General features: G+C 66.4%; 17 protein-coding genes and 1 riboswitch. Of the genes, 10 read left to right on the top strand and 7 right to left on the bottom strand.

Annotated elements, in window-relative coordinates; translation table 11 throughout:
* Positions 1–13: 13 nt before the first annotated feature.
* A complete protein-coding gene (locus CCX87_RS18940; protein ID WP_087748078.1) occupies positions 14–1,999 on the bottom strand; it encodes a monovalent cation:proton antiporter-2 (CPA2) family protein in 1,986 nt (661 codons plus the stop codon).
* 48 nt (positions 2,000–2,047) lie between these two features.
* Between CCX87_RS18940 and CCX87_RS18935 the strand changes: the two genes are divergently transcribed.
* The 4 genes from CCX87_RS18935 to CCX87_RS18920 all read left to right on the top strand — a co-directional run bounded on the left by CCX87_RS18935 (position 2,048) and on the right by CCX87_RS18920 (position 5,114).
* Complete coding sequence (locus CCX87_RS18935; protein ID WP_087748077.1) at positions 2,048–3,043, top strand: KpsF/GutQ family sugar-phosphate isomerase; 996 nt, start codon at positions 2,048–2,050, stop codon at positions 3,041–3,043.
* Between the two features lie 106 nt (positions 3,044–3,149).
* The gene (locus CCX87_RS18930) at positions 3,150–3,713 is read left to right on the top strand and encodes a KdsC family phosphatase (RefSeq protein ID WP_087748076.1); all 564 of its coding nucleotides are present in this window, start codon (positions 3,150–3,152) and stop codon (positions 3,711–3,713) included.
* Positions 3,710–4,303: an LPS export ABC transporter periplasmic protein LptC gene (gene lptC, locus CCX87_RS18925; protein ID WP_087748075.1), complete on the top strand. Its 594-nt coding sequence runs from the start codon at positions 3,710–3,712 to the stop codon at positions 4,301–4,303. Before CCX87_RS18930 ends, lptC begins: the two co-directional genes overlap by 4 nt.
* Before the next feature lie 28 nt (positions 4,304–4,331).
* Positions 4,332–5,114, top strand: coding sequence for an SDR family oxidoreductase (locus CCX87_RS18920; protein WP_087748074.1), 783 nt, complete (start codon positions 4,332–4,334; stop codon positions 5,112–5,114).
* Positions 5,115–5,259: 145 nt separating this feature from the next.
* On the opposite strand, the gene CCX87_RS18915 is transcribed toward CCX87_RS18920, so the two are convergent.
* Positions 5,260–5,808 (bottom strand): RNA recognition motif domain-containing protein, encoded by a 549-nt coding sequence (locus CCX87_RS18915; RefSeq protein ID WP_087748073.1) that lies wholly within the window; start codon positions 5,806–5,808, stop codon positions 5,260–5,262.
* Positions 5,809–6,076: 268 nt separating this feature from the next.
* Positions 6,077–6,463, bottom strand: coding sequence for an RNA recognition motif domain-containing protein (locus CCX87_RS18910; RefSeq protein WP_087748509.1), 387 nt, complete (start codon positions 6,461–6,463; stop codon positions 6,077–6,079).
* 256 nt (positions 6,464–6,719) lie between these two features.
* A riboswitch (yybP-ykoY riboswitch) is annotated at positions 6,720–6,908 on the top strand.
* A 14-nt stretch (positions 6,909–6,922) separates the two neighbouring features.
* Here CCX87_RS18910 and CCX87_RS18905 point away from each other — a divergent pair.
* From CCX87_RS18905 to CCX87_RS18880, 6 genes are all read left to right on the top strand, one after another.
* On the top strand, positions 6,923–7,486 hold the full coding sequence (locus tag CCX87_RS18905) for a TMEM165/GDT1 family protein (RefSeq protein WP_087748072.1): 564 nt from the start codon (positions 6,923–6,925) through the stop codon (positions 7,484–7,486).
* A gap of 144 nt (positions 7,487–7,630) precedes the next feature.
* Positions 7,631–8,758: a homoserine O-succinyltransferase MetX gene (metX, locus tag CCX87_RS18900; RefSeq protein ID WP_087748508.1), complete on the top strand. Its 1,128-nt coding sequence runs from the start codon at positions 7,631–7,633 to the stop codon at positions 8,756–8,758.
* The gene (metW, locus tag CCX87_RS18895) at positions 8,755–9,339 is read left to right on the top strand and encodes a methionine biosynthesis protein MetW (protein WP_087748071.1); all 585 of its coding nucleotides are present in this window, start codon (positions 8,755–8,757) and stop codon (positions 9,337–9,339) included. The genes metX and metW overlap by 4 nt, the downstream gene beginning before the upstream one ends.
* Before the next feature lie 261 nt (positions 9,340–9,600).
* The gene (locus tag CCX87_RS18890; protein ID WP_087748070.1) at positions 9,601–11,571 is read left to right on the top strand and encodes a methyl-accepting chemotaxis protein; all 1,971 of its coding nucleotides are present in this window, start codon (positions 9,601–9,603) and stop codon (positions 11,569–11,571) included.
* A 222-nt stretch (positions 11,572–11,793) separates the two neighbouring features.
* Positions 11,794–13,284, top strand: a complete 1,491-nt coding sequence (locus tag CCX87_RS18885; RefSeq protein ID WP_087748069.1) for a M20 family metallopeptidase — start codon at positions 11,794–11,796, stop codon at positions 13,282–13,284.
* 152 nt (positions 13,285–13,436) lie between these two features.
* Positions 13,437–14,285, top strand: a complete 849-nt coding sequence (locus CCX87_RS18880; protein ID WP_442857477.1) for an alpha/beta hydrolase — start codon at positions 13,437–13,439, stop codon at positions 14,283–14,285.
* A gap of 6 nt (positions 14,286–14,291) precedes the next feature.
* Here CCX87_RS18880 and CCX87_RS18875 read toward each other — a convergent pair whose 3' ends face one another.
* The 4 genes from CCX87_RS18875 to CCX87_RS18860 all read right to left on the bottom strand — a co-directional run bounded on the left by CCX87_RS18875 (position 14,292) and on the right by CCX87_RS18860 (position 18,264).
* Entirely contained in the window at positions 14,292–15,203 is a 912-nt protein-coding gene (locus CCX87_RS18875) for an ABC transporter permease (RefSeq protein WP_087748067.1), read from the bottom strand.
* The gene (locus CCX87_RS18870; protein WP_087748066.1) at positions 15,200–16,195 is read right to left on the bottom strand and encodes an ABC transporter ATP-binding protein; all 996 of its coding nucleotides are present in this window, start codon (positions 16,193–16,195) and stop codon (positions 15,200–15,202) included. The genes CCX87_RS18875 and CCX87_RS18870 overlap by 4 nt, the downstream gene beginning before the upstream one ends.
* An 8-nt stretch (positions 16,196–16,203) precedes the next feature.
* Entirely contained in the window at positions 16,204–17,259 is a 1,056-nt protein-coding gene (locus tag CCX87_RS18865; protein ID WP_198314737.1) for an ABC transporter substrate-binding protein, read from the bottom strand.
* 84 nt (positions 17,260–17,343) lie between these two features.
* The gene (locus CCX87_RS18860) at positions 17,344–18,264 is read right to left on the bottom strand and encodes a TauD/TfdA dioxygenase family protein (protein WP_087748065.1); all 921 of its coding nucleotides are present in this window, start codon (positions 18,262–18,264) and stop codon (positions 17,344–17,346) included.
* Positions 18,265–18,362 lie beyond the last annotated feature (98 nt).

Here is an 18,362-nt window from a genome sequence, read left to right as displayed (position 1 = left end):
CTGCCTCCTGCCTTTACCCCCGCAGCAGCTTGTCTTCCGCCAGCGCCAGCGCAGCAGGGTGCCCCGACAGCACCAGCGTATCGCCCGCCGCCAGCAGCGCTTCGGCCACCGCGGCACCCGGATGGCCGTCGCCGCGCCGCAAATTGACCACCCGCACGCCCATCGCCGGCAAGGCCAGCCCGCCCAGCGACTGACCGACGACTTTGGCGCCGGGTGGCAGCGTGACGGTGGACAGGCGCTCCTGGTCGCGCTCGTTCACGGTGTCGTCGTCGGCGCCATGGAAGTAGCCGCGCAGCAGGTTGTAGCGCGCATCGCGCTGGTCCTGCACCAGCCGCAGCACCCGGCGCATGGGCACCCCCACCAGTGCCAGTGCGTGGCTGGCCAGCATGAGCGAGCCCTCGATGGCCTCGGGCACCACCTCGGTGGCGCCTGCCTCCTGCAGCTTGTCCAGGTGCAGGTCGTCCTGCGTGCGCACCACCACGGGCACCTGCGGCGCATGGGCGCGCGTGTTGGCCAGCACCTTGAGTGCCGACGGCACGTCCAGATAGGTCACCGCAACCGCGCTGGCGCGCACCAGCCCCGCCGCCATCAGCGCCTGCAGGCGCGTGGCATCGCCATAGACCACGGAATGGCCCGCGGCGGCGGCCTGGCGCACGCGGTCGGGGTCCAGGTCCAGCGCCATGTAGGGAATGCCTTCGCGCTCCAGCATCCGGGCCAGGTTCTGGCCGCAGCGGCCAAAGCCGCAAATGATCACATGCTTGCTGGTGTTGATGGACTTGCGCGCGATGGTGGTCATCTGCAGCGACTGCTGCAGCCAGTCGCTGGCCACCAGCCTCATCACGATGCGGTTGCTGTACAGGATGAGAAACGGCGTGGCCAGCATCGACAGCACCATGGCCGCCAAAATCGGGTTCATGAGTGCCGGCTGCACCAGCCCGTTTTCCAGCGTGAGCGACAGCAGCACAAAGCCGAACTCGCCCGCCTGCGCAAGATACAGGCCGGTGCGCAGCGCCACCCCGGCCGTGGCGCCCATGCCGCGCGCCAGCACCAGGATGAGCACCAGCTTGAGCAGCAGCGGCACCGTGACCAGCACCAGCACCAGCGCCCAGCGGTCCACCAGAATATGCCAGTCCAGCATCATGCCGATGGTGATGAAGAACAGGCCCAGCAGCACGTCGTGGAACGGGCGGATATCCGTGCCCACCTGGTGGCGGTATTCGGTCTCCGAGACCAGCACCCCCGCAATGAAGGCGCCCAGGGCCAGGCTCAGGCCGGCCAGGTCGGTCAGCCATGCCAGGCCCAGCGTGATCAGCAGCAGGTTCAGCATGAACAGCTCGTCGCTCTTGCGCCGAGCCACCTGCGTGAGCCACCAGCGCATCAGGCGCTGGCCGCCCGTCAGCAGCAGGCCCACCAGCAGCGCGGCCTTGAGCAGCGCCAGCCCCAGCGCCGTGAGCAGGCGGTCGGGCGACGAGCCCAGGGCCGGAATCAGCACCAGCAGGGGCACCACCGCCAGGTCCTGGAACAGCAGGATGCCCATCACGCGCCGGCCATGCTCGCTTTCAAGTTCGGAGCGCTCGGCCATCAGCTTGACGACGATGGCCGTGCTGCTCATGGCCAGCACCCCCGACAGCGCCAGGGCCGACTGCCAGCCCAGCGCCCACACGCCGCCCACCAGGTGCGCCAGCGCCAGCAGCAGCCCGGTGACCACCAGCATGCTCAGCACCACCTGCAGCAGTCCCAGGCCAAACACCTGGCGGCGCATGGCGCGCAGCTTGGGCAGGCTGAATTCGAGCCCGATGGCGAACATCAGGAACACCACCCCGAATTCGCCGAGGTGCCGCACCCCTTCCGAGTTCTGCGCCAGCGCCAGCGCATGGGGTCCGATCAGCACGCCTGCGGCCAGGTAGCCCAGCATCGGCGGCAGTTTGAGGCTGCGACACACCACCACCCCCAACACCGCGGCCAGGAGATAAAGCAAGGTCAGCGCGAGTGAGGACATAGACCAATGCTATCCGAGGCCCCGCACCCCGGTCGATAGAATCCGCGGATGACTCCCGCCGCCCTTTCCCCTCTTGATCCGGATCAGGTCCTGCGCCTGGCGCGGGAAACGTTTGACATCGAGGCCGCTGCCCTCACCGGGTTGGCCGCACGCCTGGACGCCCGGTTTGTGCAGGCCGTGCAGCGCGTGCTGCAGACCACCGGGCGCGTGGTGGTCATGGGCATGGGCAAGAGCGGTCATATCGGGCGCAAGATTGCAGCCACCCTGGCGTCCACCGGCACCCCCGCCTTTTTTGTCCACCCCGCCGAGGCCAGCCATGGCGATCTGGGCATGGTGACCGCCGACGACCTGGTGCTGGCCATCTCCAACAGCGGCGAAAGTGGCGAGCTCACGGCGCTGCTGCCGGTGCTCAAGCGCCTGGGCGTGCCCCTGATCGCCATGACGGGCGGCGCGCACTCCACGCTGGCGCGCCACGCCGACCTCACGCTCGACTGCAGCGTGCAGCGCGAAGCCTGCCCGCTGAACCTGGCGCCCACGGCCAGCACCACCGCGCAACTGGCCATGGGCGATGCCCTGGCCGTGGCCTTGCTCGATGCGCGCGGGTTTCGGCCCGAAGACTTTGCCCGTTCGCACCCCGGCGGCGCCCTGGGCCGCAAACTGCTGACGCATGTGAGCGATGTCATGCGCTCGGGCGACGCGGTTCCGCGCGTTTTGCCCGACGCCACCTTCAGCGAGCTGATGCGCGAGATGAGCGCCAAGGGGCTGGGTTCCACGGCCGTGGTGGATGGCGCGGGGCAGGTGCTGGGCATCTTTACCGACGGCGATCTGCGCCGCCGCATCGAAGCGGGCGCCGACCTGCGCAAGGCCACGGCCGCCCAGGTCATGCACGCCACGCCCCGCCGCATTGCGCCCGACGCCCTGGCGGTCAATGCCGCCGAAATGATGGAAACCCACGGCATCACCAGCGTGCTGGTGGTGGGAGCGACCGGAACGCTGGAAGGCGTGGTCCACATCCGCGACCTGATGCGCGCGAAAGTTATATGACCCCCCTGAGTCGCTTCGCGCCTTCCCTCCAGAGGGACGCACCCCGTGGCCCGGCAAAGCCGGTTCCACGGGTGCACTGGCCGCGGCCGTGCCTTTTACATCCGCCATGCCTCCCATTGAAATGACCCTGCCCGTGCTGCAATTCCCCCCCGAACTCCTGCTGCGCGCCCAGGGCGTGCGCGTGGCCTTTTTTGATGTGGACGGGGTGCTGACCGATGGCGGCCTGTACATCAGCGAAGCCGGCGAAACGCTCAAGCGCTTCAACACCCTGGACGGGCATGGCCTCAAATTGCTGCAGCAGGCGGGCATCACCCCGGCCGTGATCACCGGCCGCGACTCGGCCCCGTTGCGCTTGCGCCTGCAGGCCCTCGGTGTCGAGCATGCAGTTTTTGGCACCGAAGACAAGCGCCCGGCGGCCGAGCAGATCCTGTCGAAGCTGGGGCTCTCCTGGACGCAGGCTGCCGCCATGGGCGACGACTGGCCGGATCTGCCCGTCATGCGCCGCTGCGCCCTGGCCTGTGCACCCGCCAATGCCCATGTGGAAGTGCGCCATGCCGCGCACCACACCACGCTGGCGCGTGGCGGCGAAGGCGCGGCGCGCGAGTTCTGCGACCTGCTGCTGGTGGCCAGTGGCCGCTATGCAGCCCTGCTGGCGGGCTACACGCTATGACCCCGCTGCTGCGCCAGGGCTGGGAGCGGTTTACGCTCTACCTTCCGATCATCCTCATGGGGCTGCTGGCCTTGGGCACCTGGTGGCTGGTGCGCAACGCCCCCGCGCCCATCGCCGCCGTGGCCGCGCCCAGCAACGGCCACCAGCCCGACTATTTCATGAAGGCTTTTTCGGTCAAGAGTTTTGACGCCACCGGGCGGATGCAAAGCGAGGTCAAGGGCGACATGGGGCGGCATTTTCCCGACACGGACACCCTGGAAATCGACAATGTGCGCATGCGCTCGGTGACGCCGCAGGGCGTCGTGACACTGGCCACGGCCCAGCGCGCACTGAGCAATGCCGATGGCTCTGAGGTGCAGCTTTTTGGCAACGCGGTGGTCACGCGCGAGACGCAGCCGCGCCTGGAATTTCGGGGTGAATTCCTACACGCGTTCACCCAGGCCGAGCGTGTGCGCTCGGACCAGCCTGTCGTCCTCATCCGGGGCAACGACCAGTTCACGGCCGATGCCATGGAATATGACAACCTCGATCAGGTGCTGCAACTGCGCGGGCGTGTGCGGGGCGTGCTGATGCCTGCGGCGTCGCGATAAGTCGCCCAACAGCGTGCAGACCGACCCCATGACGGCCCCGCTCGTCTTCATCACGGGCGCCTCCAGCGGCATTGGCCAGGCGCTGGCCCTGCGTTTTCATCAGGGTGGTTATCGGCTGGCGCTGGTGGCACGGCGCACATTTGACATGAAATCATGGGCTAGCGCCCAAGGGATAAGCGCTAGTAGCTATGAAATTTATAGTGCTGATGTGTCGGTGCCTGAAAGCATCATGGCCGCGGGCCGGGACTGCATAGCGCGCCAGGGTCTGCCCGATGTGGTCATTGCCAACGCCGGCATCAGCGTGGGCATGGACACCGCCATCCGTGCCGATATCGACGTCATGGCGCGCACCTTTGCCACCAACAACATCGGCATGGCGGCCACTTTTCAGCCCTTTTTGGATGGCATGGTGCAACGCCGCGGCGGCACCCTGGTGGGTATCGGCAGTGTGGCGGGCATCCGCGGCTTGCCTGGGCATGGGGCTTATTGCGCCAGCAAGGCGGCGGTCATCAGCTATTGCGAAAGCCTGCGCGGCGAGATGCGTCCGCACGGGGTGCGCGTGGTTACGATTTCGCCAGGCTATGTCGACACGCCGCTCACGCGCCACAACCGCTACGGCATGCCGTTCCTGATGCAGGCCGATTGTTTTGCTGACCGCGCCTTCCAGGCCATTGGCGCAGGGGTGAGTTACCGCGTCATTCCCTGGCAGATGGGTGTTGTCGCCAAACTGCTGCGCTTGCTTCCCAACGCGCTGTTGGACGCACTGCTGGCAGGCCGGCCCCGCAAGCACCGCCAGGATGAGGTGGAATAACTGCGGTGGACGACCAAGCCGGTGTGAGGCTTGCTGGCGCCCAGCTTGGCAGATTGGCGTCGGGGCGGCATCAGCTCCCGAAACCTGCGGCCATGAAAAAAGCCCCCAAAGGGGCTTCTACCCAACCATCCTGCTGGTGTACGGTTTAGTAGCTGTTGCCGCCACCATAGCCACCACCCCCGCCGCCACTGCGGCCACCGCCATTGCGCGAGCCTGAGCCGTAGGGGCTGCGAAAGCCGCCTTCGCTGCGGCCACCGCCGCCGTAACCGCCGCCATCACCTCGGCCACCGCCGCCACCACCGTATCCACCACCACCGCCGCCTTCACGGCCACCGCCGTAGCTCCCGCCACCGCCATAGCCGCCGCTTCCACCACTGCGGCCACCGCCACCGTATCCGCCGCCACCACCGCCAAAACCACCGCCGCCACTGCGGGGTGGACGGGGTTCCATGGGGCGGGCCTCATTGACGACGATGCCGCGTCCACCCAAAGGCTGGCCGTTCATGCCCTGAATGGCGGCCTGCGCCTCGGCATCGCTGCCCATTTCGACGAAGCCGAAGCCCTTGGAGCGGCCGGTGTCGCGCTCCATCATGACCTTGGCGCTCGTCACGACACCAAATTGGCCAAAGGCCTGTTCCAGATCGCTGTCGCGCACCGAGTACGGCAGGTTGCCGACATACAGTTTGTTGCCCATCACGGGACTCCTCAAAAACACATGAATAAAGCGATGGAGTCCAGAAAACGCAGCCAGCTAATCTCAATGACGCCCTATGCGCGAAACCGACGGATCACCGCAAACCTTTTTAGGCGAGAAAACCCCCGCAGTCACGATATGTCGCATAGTTTTTGGGAAAAGGCAAGTGCTTTGCGCGGTTGTTGCCGCAATGCTGCAGGCATGAAAAAAGGAGCCCTGAGGCTCCTTGTTTTTCCGGTAGCAGGTGCAAGCACCTGCTGAAACGGTCTTAGTAGCTGCTGCGGCCACCGCCGTAACCACCACCACCACCGCCGCCGCTGCGGCCACCACCGTAGCCACCGCCACCACCACCGTAGCCGCCACCACCGTTACCGCCGCCGAAGCCGCCGCTACGGGGAGCGCGTGGCTCCATGGGACGGGCTTCGTTGACCACGAGGTCACGGCCGCCAAAATTGGTGCCATGCACGCCTTGGATGGCGGCTTGGGCTTCAGCATCGCTGCCCATTTCGACAAAGCCGAAACCCTTGGAGCGGCCGGTATCGCGCTCCATCATGACCTTGGCGCTGCCGACCGTGCCGTACTGGCTGAAGGTCTGCTGCAGGTCTTCGTCGCGGAAAGAGTAGGGCAGGTTGCCCACGTAAAGTTTGTTGCCCATGAAGGACTCCTGAAAAAACATGAAAACGCGATGGGAGTCCTACGCAATCAACAAACCTGTGACGACTTCAAAGACGCGAAACTGACCAATCACCGCTAACTTAACTGCTTTCCTGCATTGCAGAAAAGCGAAGCCATTATTAATCACTTTTATGCGCCGCGTGAATATTTATTTCTAAGGAAAAATTTTTCGGGTAGGAAACCTTGGCGGCGGCGGCTGTTGCCGCAGTGGACAGGGCGGCGCACTGCACTAGAATACGGCGGTCTTTGGGGAGTAGCCCGCCTGGCAGCACACCGCGCCGGGGGCAGGCGTCAACACACTTGGGTTCTCACAACCTATGGCGCATGCGGCTTGCATTGAGCTGGGCGAGACCATTGACTGCATGCCGATCCATTGGCCGGAGTCGGGGTGCAGTCAATGCGTTCACCACCCATCCGGCCGGATTGGATCCCCCTCCTCATGGAAGCCTTTTTTGTTTCTACCGCCATCGTCGCCTTGGCCGAGATGGGCGACAAGACCCAGTTGCTGGCCCTCGTGCTGGCCGCGCGCTTTCGCAAGCCCTGGCCCATCGTGCTGGGCATTCTGGTCGCCACGCTGGCCAACCATGGGCTGGCGGGTGCCGTGGGCGCCTGGGTGACCACGGTGGTGGGGCCGCAGGTGTTGCGCTGGATACTGGGCGCTTCGTTCATCGCCATGGCGGTCTGGATGCTGATTCCGGACAAGCTCGATGAGGGGGATGCCGACGGCACGCCGCGCTGGGGGGTGTTTGGCACCACCCTGGTGGCTTTTTTCCTGGCCGAGATGGGCGACAAGACGCAGATCGCCACCGTCATGCTGGCGGCGCAATACAACGCCTACCTGTGGGTGGTGGCCGGGACCACGCTGGGCATGATGCTGGCCAACGCACCCGTGGTCTGGCTGGGCGACCGCATCACGCGCCTGGTGCCCATTCGCATCGTGCACATTGTGTCGGCGGTGATTTTCGTGGTCCTCGGGCTGGTGGCCATTTTTGCGCCAACCTGATCGACCAGGGCCGCCGTTGGGCGGCCCTTTTGGTATATTTGCCCCACGCGCCGATTTGCCACAGCTTGCGGGCGCTTAATAAATTCTGCTAAAGACCCGTCCGACCTATCCCCGGCCTCGTTTTTAGCGATGCCGGTTTTTTTTATGTCGTTCATTGCCACACCCCAGACCATGCATTTTCCGCAGCTGCTGCCGCTGCAAAGCGGCGCATCGCTGCGCGATTACCACCTGGCCTTCGAGACCTACGGCACGCTCAACGCCGATGCCTCCAACGCCGTGCTGGTCTGCCATGCCCTCAATGCCTCGCACCATGTGGCCGGGGTGTACGAAGGCCAGGACAAGAGCGCGGGCTGGTGGGACAACATGATCGGCCCGGGCAAGCCGGTGGATACCGACAAATTCTTCGTGATCGGCGTGAACAACCTGGGCTCGTGCTTTGGTTCCACCGGCCCCATGCACCTGCACCCCGACACGGGAGAGGTGTACGGCGCCGATTTTCCCGTGGTGACGGTGGAAGACTGGGTCAACGCGCAGGCCCGGCTGCTCGACCGCCTGGGCGTCACCCAACTGGCGGCCGTGCTGGGCGGCAGCCTGGGCGGCATGCAGGCCCTGAGTTGGACACTGCAATACCCCGAGCGCGTGCGCCACGCCGTGGTGGTGGCCAGCGCGCCCAACCTTACGGCCGAGAACATTGCCTTCAACGAGGTGGCACGCCGCGCCATCGTGACCGACCCCGATTTCCACGGCGGCCACTTTTACCGGCATGGCGTAATCCCCCAGCGCGGCCTGCGCATCGCCCGCATGATCGGCCACATCACGTACCTGAGCGACGACGTGATGAACGAAAAGTTCGGTCGCCAGCTGCGTGAGGGGCTGGACCTCAAATACTCCACCCAGGACATCGAGTTCCAGATCGAGAGCTACCTGCGCTACCAGGGCGACAAGTTCAGCGAGTATTTCGACGCCAACACCTACCTGCTGATCACGCGCGCGCTCGATTACTTTGACCCGGCGCGCGGCCATGGTGGCGACCTGACCCAGGCCCTGGCGCGTGCCACGGCGAAATTCCTGCTCATCAGCTTCACCACCGACTGGCGTTTTTCTCCCCGGCGCAGCCGCGAGATCGTCAAGGCCCTGCTCGACAACCGCCGCCACGTCAGTTATGCCGAAATCGACGCCCCCCACGGGCATGATGCCTTTTTGCTCGATGACGCCCGCTACATGAGCGTCATGCGCTCTTACTTCGATAGCATTGCAAAGGAGTTCGCATGACCGAGAAAACCACGATGCAGGCCATTGCCCGCATGGTGCCGCCCGGCTCGCGCGTGCTGGACCTGGGCTGTGGCGACGGCGCCCTGCTGTCCTACCTGCAGCGCGAGCGCGGGTGCAGCGGCTACGGCATCGAGATTGATGACGCCAACGTGCTGGCCTGCGTGCAGCGCGGGGTGGACGTGATCCAGCTCAACCTCGACGAAGGCCTGGCGATGTTTGGCGACAACTCGTTTGACGTGGTGCTGCAGATCGACACCCTGCAGCACCTGCGCAACGCCGAGGTCATGCTGCGCGAAACCGCCCGCGTGGGGCGCACCGGCGTGGTGGCTTTCCCCAATTTTGCGCACTGGCCCAACCGCCTGTCGGTGCTGCGCGGGCGCATGCCCGTCACGCGCCGCCTGCCCTACCAGTGGTACGACACGCCCAACATCCGTGTCGGCACCTACAAGGATTTCGAGGTGCTGGCGCTTAAGAACAATTTGCGCGTGATCGACGCGTTCGGCCTGCAGGACGGGCGCGCTGTGCGCTGGTGCCCGAACGCGCGGGCGGGCACTGCGGTGTTCCATTTCGAGCACGCCTGATTCCCAGCACCGGGTTGCCGCCCCACGGGGTTGGGAATTGATTTGCTATCAATAACAGAGCTGTTTGCGTTTACTGCATAAGCGTAAAAGCCTGTTTTTCCTCAAATTTGCATGGTGCGTCGTCAACGGGCTGGCCCCAACCCGCCGGTACGCGACACTGCGTAAGGGAATGCGTTAATGAATGTAACTACGCCCCTGTCTTAGAGTGGGAGCAGACCGGCACAGCCGGCTTCATGCATTCATTTTCCGGAGACAACCCTTATGGCAGCATCCCTTGCCAATAACCGTTCTGTGGCGCGCCAGGTCACCTTGATGGCCATTGGTCTGGTGGCGCTGGTGCTGGTGCTGGTGGGTCTGGCGATCGCGGTTCTTACCGAGCGCAGCACCCGTGCCGAAGTGGTCGGTAGCGTGGGCAACACGGCCCAGAGCGTGGCGCAATCGATTGACGCGGCCGACGCCACCAACCGCGAGCTCGTGCAGCTCACCATGCGGGGCTTTCAGCGCTATTTCGAGGCCAACATGCAGCTCGACGAAGGCACGGGCGAGTTGCGCAGCTTTGGTGCGCTGGTCAATGATGACCACGGCTCGGTGGACAAGTTCGCCAATGAAACGGGCGGCATTGCGACCGTATTTGCACGCAAGGGTGACGACTTCGTGCGCGTGACGACCTCGGTCAAGAACGACAAGGGCGAGCGCCAGCAAGGCACGCTGCTTGAGCGCGACAGTGCGGCCTACCAGCGCGTGAAGACGGGCGAGCCCTATGTGGGCCGCACCGTGGTCAACGGCAAGCCCTACATGGGCTATTACGTTCCGTCCAAGGACAGCACCGGCAAGGTGATTGCCTTGCTGTTTATCGCCAACGACGTGAGCGTGTTCGAGACCATGCTGGAAAAACAGGTGGCGCAGACGCGCTTTTTCGACAACGGTGGCACCTATGTGATCGACCCAGGCAAGTCGCTGGCCGATGCGGTGTTTGTGGCCCACCCCACGGCGCGCGGCAAGAAGGTGCTGGAGGCCTATCCCCAGGACCGTGCGTTCTTTGATGCGCTGGCCACGGCCGACGGCGGCTATGTGCGCCAGGCGGCGCCGGTGCTGGGCGGGCAGTCGTCCGACCCTTGGACGCTGGTGCGCAAGACGCGGGCCGATGGCTGGTGGGTGGTGGCCGAGGTGCCCGACGCCGAGGCCATGGGCGGGCAACGCCGCGTCACGCTGGCCGTGTGGTGCCTGATGGCGGTGGCGGTGGCGCTGCTGGCGGTGGGGTTGTTCATGATGCTGCGCCGCGGCGTGAGCCGGCCCCTGCAGGGGCTCACCAAAGCCATCACGCTGGTGGCCCAGGGCGACCTGACCGAGGCCTTCCACACCACGCGGCGCGACGAGATTGGCGCCCTGGTGCACGAGGTGGAGGGCATGCGCCAGCGCTATGTGCAGATGCTGCAGCAGGTGCGCACGGCGGTGGACAGCATCACCACGGCCAGCGCCGAGATCGCCAGCGGCAACCAGGATCTGTCGGCACGCACCGAGGCCACGGCCAGCAGCCTGGCCCAGACCGCGCAAAGCATGGAACAGCTTACCGCCACGGTGCGCCAGTCGGCCGACGCAGCCCAGCAGGCCAACCAGCTGGCCAGCTCGGCCGCCGAGGTGGCGGCGCGCGGTGGCCGGGTGGTGGGCGAGGTCGTCACCACCATGGGCGACATCAACCAGAGCTCGCGCAAGATCGCCGACATCATCGGCGTGATCGACTCCATTGCCTTCCAGACCAATATCCTGGCGCTCAACGCCGCGGTGGAAGCGGCCCGGGCCGGCGAGCAGGGCCGTGGCTTTGCCGTGGTGGCCGGTGAGGTGCGTTCGCTCGCCGGGCGAAGCGCCGAGGCCGCCCGCGAGATCAAGCAGCTCATCGGCGCGTCGGTCGAGCGGGTCGAATCGGGCGCACGCCTGGTGCAGAACGCCGGCACCACGATGGAGGAGATCGTGGGTTCGGTCAAACGCGTCGGCGACATCATTGGCGAGATCACGGCGGCGTCCAGCGAGCAGTCCGATGGCATCGGCCAGGTGAATACCGCCGTGAACCAGCTTGACCAGATGACACAGCAGAACGCCGCGCTGGTGGAAGAGTCGGCCGCAGCGGCCCACAGCCTGCGCGAACAGGCCACGCGCCTTGCCGGGGCGGTGCAGGTGTTCAAGCTGTCGGGCGGGGACGCGGCCGGGCACATTGCCCTGCCGGGCGCCGTATAGGAGATTCCCCCCGCGCAGGGTGTTGACGCCACGACCCTGACCCCCTGATCACTACAGCGGGCCAGCCCCACCGGTTGCCCTGCGTCACGGTGGCGAGCCTGCTGCACCGCGCTGTCGCGGGCCGCAATCCCAAGACCGCCCCGGCATCTCTCCATTGAGCCGTGGCGCCGGCGGGCGCGTTGTGGTCGAATGTAGTTTTCGCATTGCCGCTGGAGCCCGCCCATGAACGCCCGTGTCCCTTCCCAAGTCCTTCAACCTGCGCTGGCGCTGGAGCGGGTCAGCCAGGCGTGGGACCACGACATCCTGCGCCAGCTCACCGAATACATCGCCATCCCGGCCAAGTCGCCCACCTTTGCCCCCGACTGGGCGCAGTTGGGGCTGCTCGACACCGTGGTGCGCAACGCCGCCGCCTGGGTCGAGGCGCAAAAAGTGGCCGGCCTGCGGCTGGAGATCGTGCGCCTGCCCGGCCGCACCCCGGTGCTGTTCTTCGAGATCGAAGCCACCGAGGCCGCCGCCACCCAGACGGTGCTGATGTACGGCCACCTCGATAAGCAACCCGAGTTCTCCGGCTGGCGCAGCGACCTGGGCCCCTGGACACCTAAATACGAAGACGGCAAGCTCTACGGTCGGGGCGGTGCCGACGATGGCTACGCGGTCTACGCCAGCATTGCCGCCGTGCAGGAACTCAAGCGCCAGAACGTGCCGCACCCGCGCATCGTGGGCCTGATCGAAACCTGCGAGGAAAGCGGCTCGCGCGATTTGCTGCCCACCATCGACACCCTGCGCGCCCGCCTGGGCGATGTGGGGCTGGTGATCTGCCTGGACAGCGGCGCCGGCAACTACGACCAGCTGTGGCTCACCACCAGCCTGCGCGGCATGGCCAGCGGCACGCTCAAGGTCGAGATCCTGACCGAGGGCGTGCATTCGGGCGATGCCTCGGGCCTGGTGCCCTCGTCGTTTCGCATCATGCGCCAGGTGCTCGACCGCCTTGAAGACAGCGCCACCGGCCGCCTGCTGCCCGCCAGCTTTCACTGCGAGGTGCCCGCCGACCGCCTGGCCCAGGCCCGCGCCACGGCTGCCATCCTGGGCGAAGAGGTGTACAAGCGCTTTCCGTGGGCGCACTACGACTGCGGCGGCTCTACCCAGTTTGCGCTGCCCACCACCACCGACCCGTTGAAGGCGCTGCTCAACCGCACCTGGGCGCCCACGTTGAGCGTGACCGGTGCCGAAGGCTTTCCGGCACTGCAAGATGCCGGCAACGTGCTGCGCCCCTATACCGCCTTCAAGCTCAGCCTGCGCCTGCCGCCGCTGGTGGATGCCGCCCAGGCCGTGCAGCAGCTCAAAGCCCTGCTCGAAGACAACGCGCCCTACCAGGCCCGGGTCACGTTTGAAAACGGCGGCGGCGCCACGGGCTGGAACGCCCCGGTCACCACGCCGTGGTTCGAGCATGCGCTCAACGCGGCGTCGCAGGCGCATTTCGGCGCGCCCTGCGGCTACATCGGCCAGGGCGGCACCATCCCGCTGATGAACATGCTCAGCGAGGGCTTTCCGAAGGCCCAGATGATGGTGTGCGGCGTGCTCGGCCCCAAGAGCAATGCGCACGGCCCCAACGAGTTCCTGCATGTGCCCTACGCCAAGCGCCTCACCGCCTCGGTGGCGCAGGTGATCGGCGCCATGGCACAGCAGGCGGCATCAGAGGCTGCTGCTGCCTGAGCCCCGTCGGGGCGCGTACGTGCTTCGCTGGCCCCGGCCGATCCCGTTTCCCCAGCGGTCTGCTGGAACCTCCACCGCAACGCGTGCTGCCTGGGCCGCCCGGGCTGCACGCCATCCTTGCCCGACCCATGTCTGACACCCTTGTTTCCACCATGAGCACCTTGACGACGTTTACCGCGGCAGACGGTGAAAACCTGGCGGTGCAGGACTGGCCCCTGACAGAGGGCGCAACCCGCGGCACCGTGCTGCTGGTGCATGGCCTGGGTGAGCATGTGGGGCGCTACGACGCCGTGGCACAGCGCCTCAATGCCTGGGGCTTTGCCGTGCGGGGCTACGACCAGTATGGCCATGGCGAGTCGGGCGGCCCGCGCGGCGGCCTCACCGGCGACATGCGCCTGCTGGAGGATCTGGCCGACATGGTGGACGCCACCCGTGCCCGCATGGCGCCAGGCGAGCCGCTGGTGCTGCTGGGCCACAGCATGGGCGGGCTGGTTGCGGCGCGCTTCGTGTCGATGCACCTGCGGCCGGTGGATGCGCTGGTGCTCTCGTCGCCCGCGCTGGACCCTGGGCTCAATGCCGTGCAAAAGCTGTTGCTGGCTACGCTGGCGCGCATCCTGCCCAACCTGCGCGTGGGCAACGGGCTCGATGCGCAATATCTCTCGCACGACCCGGCCGTGGTGGCCGCCTATCTGGCCGATCCGCTGTGCCACGACCGCATCAGCGGCCGCCTGGCCCGGTTCATCGCCGACGGCGGGCCCGCCACGGTGGCGCGGGCCGCGCACTGGAGCGTGCCCACCCTGCTGATGTGGGCTGGGGCCGACAAGTTGGTCAACCCCGCGGGCAGCCGGGCATTTGCCGCTGCGGCGCCCCGGGGCATGGTGCAGTCACAGCGCTTTGAGCCCTTGTTCCACGAGCTGTTCAACGAAAGCCCCGACCTCGCCGCGCCGGTGTTTGCGCTGCTGCGCCAGTGGCTGCTGCAGCGTTGTCCGGCCGTGGGCTGACGGGCCTCAGCGCTGCACGCCCCAGCGCCGTATCGTGAGGCGCTCCAGCGTGTGAAAGCCCAGGCTTTCCACCAGCAGGCCGATGATGATCACCAGTGCCAGGCCGGCAAACACCTTGTCGGTGTAGAGCTCATTACGGTTCTGGAAGATGTACCAGCCCAGGCCCCCTTTTCCCGACGATGCGCCAAACACCAGTTCGGCCGCGATCAGTGTGCGCCAGGCAAAGGCCCAGCCGATTTTCAGCCCCGACAGAATGGACGGCAGCGCCGCTGGCACCAGGATCTGCAGCACATAGCGGATGCCGGTGAGGCCGTAGTTGCGCCCCGCCATGCGCAGCGTCTCGGGCACCGCCTGAAAACCCGCGTAGGTGTTGAGCGCCAGCGGCCACAGCACCGAATGGATCAGCACGAACACCAGGCTGCCTTGCCCCAGCCCGAACCACAACAGCGCTAGCGGCAGCAGCGCAATGGCTGGCAGCGGGTTGAGCATGGACGTGAGCGTGGACAGCAGGTCGCGCCCGAACTGCGTGGACACTGCCAGCGTCGTCAGCACGAAGGCGCCCACGATGCCCGCGAAATAGCCCTTGAGTAGCACCGACAGCGAGATGGCCGCTTTTTGCAGCAGCTCGCCCGTGGCCAGTCCTTCGACAAGCGCCTTGGCCGTTTGCACAAACGTGGGCAGCAACAGGTCGTTGTCCTGCCAGCGAGCGGTTACTTCCCAAAGTGCCGCCAGCACCGCCAGGATGACAAACTTGCGCACCCAGGCCTGCTGCCAGATGCGGGCCGCGAGCGGCAGGGGTTGCTCGGGCGCGATGCTGCCCAGCGGCTCCAGCGTGCGTTCGATTTCGGGGCGTATGGGCGGTGTGAGCGGTGGCTGGAGCGCCAGCGAAGGCGCGGGCGATGGGAAGGTGGTGCTCATACGGAAATCCGGAAAGGCAGGGCGCCGTGCCCGGCCGCACTGCGTGGCCCACGGGCCAGGGCGGCCGCGTCGGCCTCCACCGACCCCGGCACGGGCGTTGCAGCGGGTTCGGCGGATGGGGTGTCCTGCCCTTCAAACAGCAGACCGTGGATGCGCCGCGCCGTGGCCTGGAAGGCGCTGCCGCCCAGGCTGTGCAGCCCAAACGCATGGCTGTTGATCTCGGCGCGCAGGCGTCCGGGGTGTGGCGAGAGGATGGCGATGCGGTTGCCCACCACCAGCGCCTCTTCAATCGAATGCGTGACGAAGATCAGCGTGAAGCGGAATTCGTCCCACAGGCCCAGCAGTTCTTCCTGCATGCGCCGGCGCGTGAGCGCGTCGAGTGCGGCAAAGGGCTCGTCCATCAGCAGCACCTGCGGCTGCATGGCGAGCGCCCGGGCAATCGCCACGCGCTGCTTCATGCCCCCCGAGAGCTGGTGCGGGTGCACATCGGCAAACCGGCTCAGCCCCACTTTCTCCAGATACAGTGCGGCGCGCTCGGCCGCCTCGGCGTGCCCGCAGGTGCGCGAGGCCAGCAGCGGAAACGCCACGTTCTCGCGCACGGTCTTCCAGGGCGGCAACTGGTCGAACTCCTGGAACACGACCACGCGGTCCGGTCCGGGCTGGGTCACGGCGCGGCCCTGCAGGCGGATCTCGCCCTCGCTCGGGGCAATGAACCCGGCCACCGCCTTGAGCAGCGTGGACTTGCCGCAGCCCGAGGCGCCCAGCAGCACGAAGCGGTCGCCCGCGTGCACGTCGAACGAGACGCGGTGCGTGGCGCGCACCACGCGTTCGTGCGTGCGGTAGTCGATGCTGACGCCGTCCACCTGCAGCAGGGGGGCCTCCAGCGCGGGCGTGGCGCCTGGTGCGGGTGCTGGCGTGTGCGCGGGTCGGGCCGGCAGGCCCACCAGGCCTTGCTGGCGGGAGCGGTGACGAATCCAGTGGGGCCAGGACATGGGGGCGATCAGTTGCCGCCTGCGGTCAGGGCGTCGTCGAAGAAGTAGTCCTTGAGCGCGGTGGGCTGGTTCTTGATGGCGCCCACGCGGTGCAGGAACTGGCCCAGGCCCAGGGTGTTCTCGGGCCTGACCTTGAATTGCACCTCGGGGTTCTGGATGATGCCCAGCAACAGTTTGCGGTCGGTGTTGCCGCCCGACACCTTGAGGTAGATGTCAGCCGCCTTTTCAGGATAGGCGGTGACGAACTTTGCCGCTTCGTCGAGCGCATCGACAAAGGCCTTGTAGGTCTTGGGGCTCTCGGCGCGGAATTTTTCGGTGGCGTAGAGCACCGTGGCCGAGGCGGGGCCGCCCAGCACGTCGTAGGACTTGAGCACGATGTGCGCATTCGGGTTGCCGGCCAGGGCCTGGTCCTGGAACGGCGGGTTGCCGAAATGGGCGTTGATCTCGGTGCCGCCCTTGATGATGGCGGCGGTGGCGTCCGGGTGCGGCACGGCCACCTGCAGCTTGTCGAGGCGGTTGTATTCCTTCTCGCCCCAAAGCTTGGCCGAGGCCAGTTGCAGCACGCGCGACTGCACTGAAACGCCGACGGCCGGCAGCGCAATGCGGTCCTTGTCGGTGAAGTCGGCAATGGTCTTCACGGCCGGGTTGTTGCTGACCAGGTAATAGGGGAAATTGCCCAGCGAAGCCACGCCCTTGACGTTCTGCTTGCCCTTGGTGCGGTCCCACAGGGTGAACAGAGGGCCCACGCCGGCGCCGGCAATGTCGATGTTGCCCGACAGCAGCGCATCGTTCACCGCCGAGCCGCCCGACAGCTTGAGGAAGTCCACCTTGATGTCCACCCCGGCTGCCTTGCCGTGTTTTTCAATCAGCTTTTGTTCCTGCGCCACGTTGAGCAGCAGATAGACGATGCCGAACTGCTGGGCAATGCGCAACTGGCCTTCGGCGGCATGCGCCGGGGCCGACAAGCCCAGGCCCGCCGTGAGCAGGCCCGCAGCAGTGAGCACGGCGGCCGTCTTGCGGCCCAAGGTGCGGCGGGTGAAAAGGCGGCGGGTGGGGTGGGTCATGGCAGGGCTTTCGGTGGAATAAAAGTAAAAAATGCCTATGGCGCTTATGGGATAAGCGCTAGCAGCTATAAAAAATGAAGTGCCTCAGAAAGGCAGATCGCCTTCGATGGTGGTGCGATAGAGCTTGCGGCGTTCGGTGTCGGGGGTGCCGGTGGCCAGGTGCAGCACCGAGCGGTTGTCCCAGAACACCAGGTCATGCGGCTGCCAGCGGTGGCGATAGACGAATGCGGGCTTTACGCTGGCGGCAAACAGCTGGGCCAGCAGGTCGCGGCTTTCGTCTTCGGGCAGGCCCACGATGCGCGTGGTGAAGTGCTCGCTGACAAACAGCGCCTTGCGCGCGGTTTCGGGGTGGGTGCGCACCACGGGGTGCACGGCAGGCTTGACCTCATCGATCTGCGCCTGTGTCAGCGCGGGGCGCCAGGGGCTCTTTGCGCGCAGCTCGTCGTAGCGGGCCAGGTAGCTGTGCTCGGCCTGCAACGGGGCGATGGTTTTCTTCAGTGCCTCGGGCAAGGCGTCGTAGGCCGCGTGCTGGTCGGCAAACAAGGTGTCGCCGCCCACGGCAGGCAGTTCCTGGGCGTGCAGCAGCGAACCCAGGCTGGGCACGACCTTGTACGACAGGTCGGAGTGCCAGAAATGGCCCGCATCCCCCAGGCCGATGGGCTGGCCGTTTTCCTTGATGTTGGAGACCACCAGGATCTCGGGGTGGCCCGCGAGCTGGAAGTTCTTCAGTACATGGATCTGCAGCGGCCCAAAGCGGCGGCTGAAGTCGATGTGCTGGCGCGGCGTGATGCGCTGGTTGCGAAACACCAACACATGGTGGTGCAGGTGCGCCTGGTGCAGGCGCGCAAAGTCATCGGCGGTCAGCGCTTGCGCCAGATCGAGCCCCAGCACCTCGGCCCCCAGCGGGCCGGCCGCATCGGCGACGGGGCGGATTTCAAAGGTTTGCGATGCGGGGGTGGCAGCCACCGGGGTGGCGGCATCACCAGCGGACAGAACAGCAGACATGGGCGACTTTTCACGACACCGGCGCCAAACCGGGGCCGCCGATGCGGCCCGGGCGGGTCAGTGCGAATGAAGTCTAGGGAAGGCGCCCGGCGGTGAAA

The organism is Acidovorax sp. T1, assembly GCF_002176815.1.
In the GTDB taxonomy this organism is placed as follows: domain Bacteria; phylum Pseudomonadota; class Gammaproteobacteria; order Burkholderiales; family Burkholderiaceae_C; genus Acidovorax.
The sequence above is the reverse complement of the archived record's forward strand: the minus strand, read 5'-3'. Positions and strand labels throughout refer to the sequence as shown.

Bases quoted from the DNA above. Each gene is read 5' to 3' on its own strand.
- CCX87_RS18890 (WP_087748070.1), top strand. From the start codon at position 9,601: ATGGCAGCATCCCTTGCCAATAACCGTTCTGTGGCGCGCCAGGTCACC.
- CCX87_RS18880 (WP_442857477.1), top strand. From the start codon at position 13,437: ATGAGCACCTTGACGACGTTTACCGCGGCAGACGGTGAAAACCTGGCG.
- CCX87_RS18885 (WP_087748069.1), top strand. From the start codon at position 11,794: ATGAACGCCCGTGTCCCTTCCCAAGTCCTTCAACCTGCGCTGGCGCTG.
- CCX87_RS18915 (WP_087748073.1), bottom strand. From the start codon at position 5,808: ATGGGCAACAAACTGTATGTCGGCAACCTGCCGTACTCGGTGCGCGAC.
- CCX87_RS18870 (WP_087748066.1), bottom strand. From the start codon at position 16,195: ATGTCCTGGCCCCACTGGATTCGTCACCGCTCCCGCCAGCAAGGCCTG.
- lptC (WP_087748075.1), top strand. From the start codon at position 3,710: ATGACCCCGCTGCTGCGCCAGGGCTGGGAGCGGTTTACGCTCTACCTT.
- CCX87_RS18865 (WP_198314737.1), bottom strand. From the start codon at position 17,259: ATGACCCACCCCACCCGCCGCCTTTTCACCCGCCGCACCTTGGGCCGC.
- CCX87_RS18905 (WP_087748072.1), top strand. From the start codon at position 6,923: ATGGAAGCCTTTTTTGTTTCTACCGCCATCGTCGCCTTGGCCGAGATG.
- CCX87_RS18875 (WP_087748067.1), bottom strand. From the start codon at position 15,203: ATGAGCACCACCTTCCCATCGCCCGCGCCTTCGCTGGCGCTCCAGCCA.
- CCX87_RS18910 (WP_087748509.1), bottom strand. From the start codon at position 6,463: ATGGGCAACAAACTTTACGTGGGCAACCTGCCCTACTCTTTCCGCGAC.
- metX (WP_087748508.1), top strand. From the start codon at position 7,631: ATGTCGTTCATTGCCACACCCCAGACCATGCATTTTCCGCAGCTGCTG.
- CCX87_RS18860 (WP_087748065.1), bottom strand. From the start codon at position 18,264: ATGTCTGCTGTTCTGTCCGCTGGTGATGCCGCCACCCCGGTGGCTGCC.
- CCX87_RS18930 (WP_087748076.1), top strand. From the start codon at position 3,150: ATGCCTCCCATTGAAATGACCCTGCCCGTGCTGCAATTCCCCCCCGAA.
- CCX87_RS18935 (WP_087748077.1), top strand. From the start codon at position 2,048: ATGACTCCCGCCGCCCTTTCCCCTCTTGATCCGGATCAGGTCCTGCGC.
- metW (WP_087748071.1), top strand. From the start codon at position 8,755: ATGACCGAGAAAACCACGATGCAGGCCATTGCCCGCATGGTGCCGCCC.
- CCX87_RS18940 (WP_087748078.1), bottom strand. From the start codon at position 1,999: ATGTCCTCACTCGCGCTGACCTTGCTTTATCTCCTGGCCGCGGTGTTG.
- CCX87_RS18920 (WP_087748074.1), top strand. From the start codon at position 4,332: ATGACGGCCCCGCTCGTCTTCATCACGGGCGCCTCCAGCGGCATTGGC.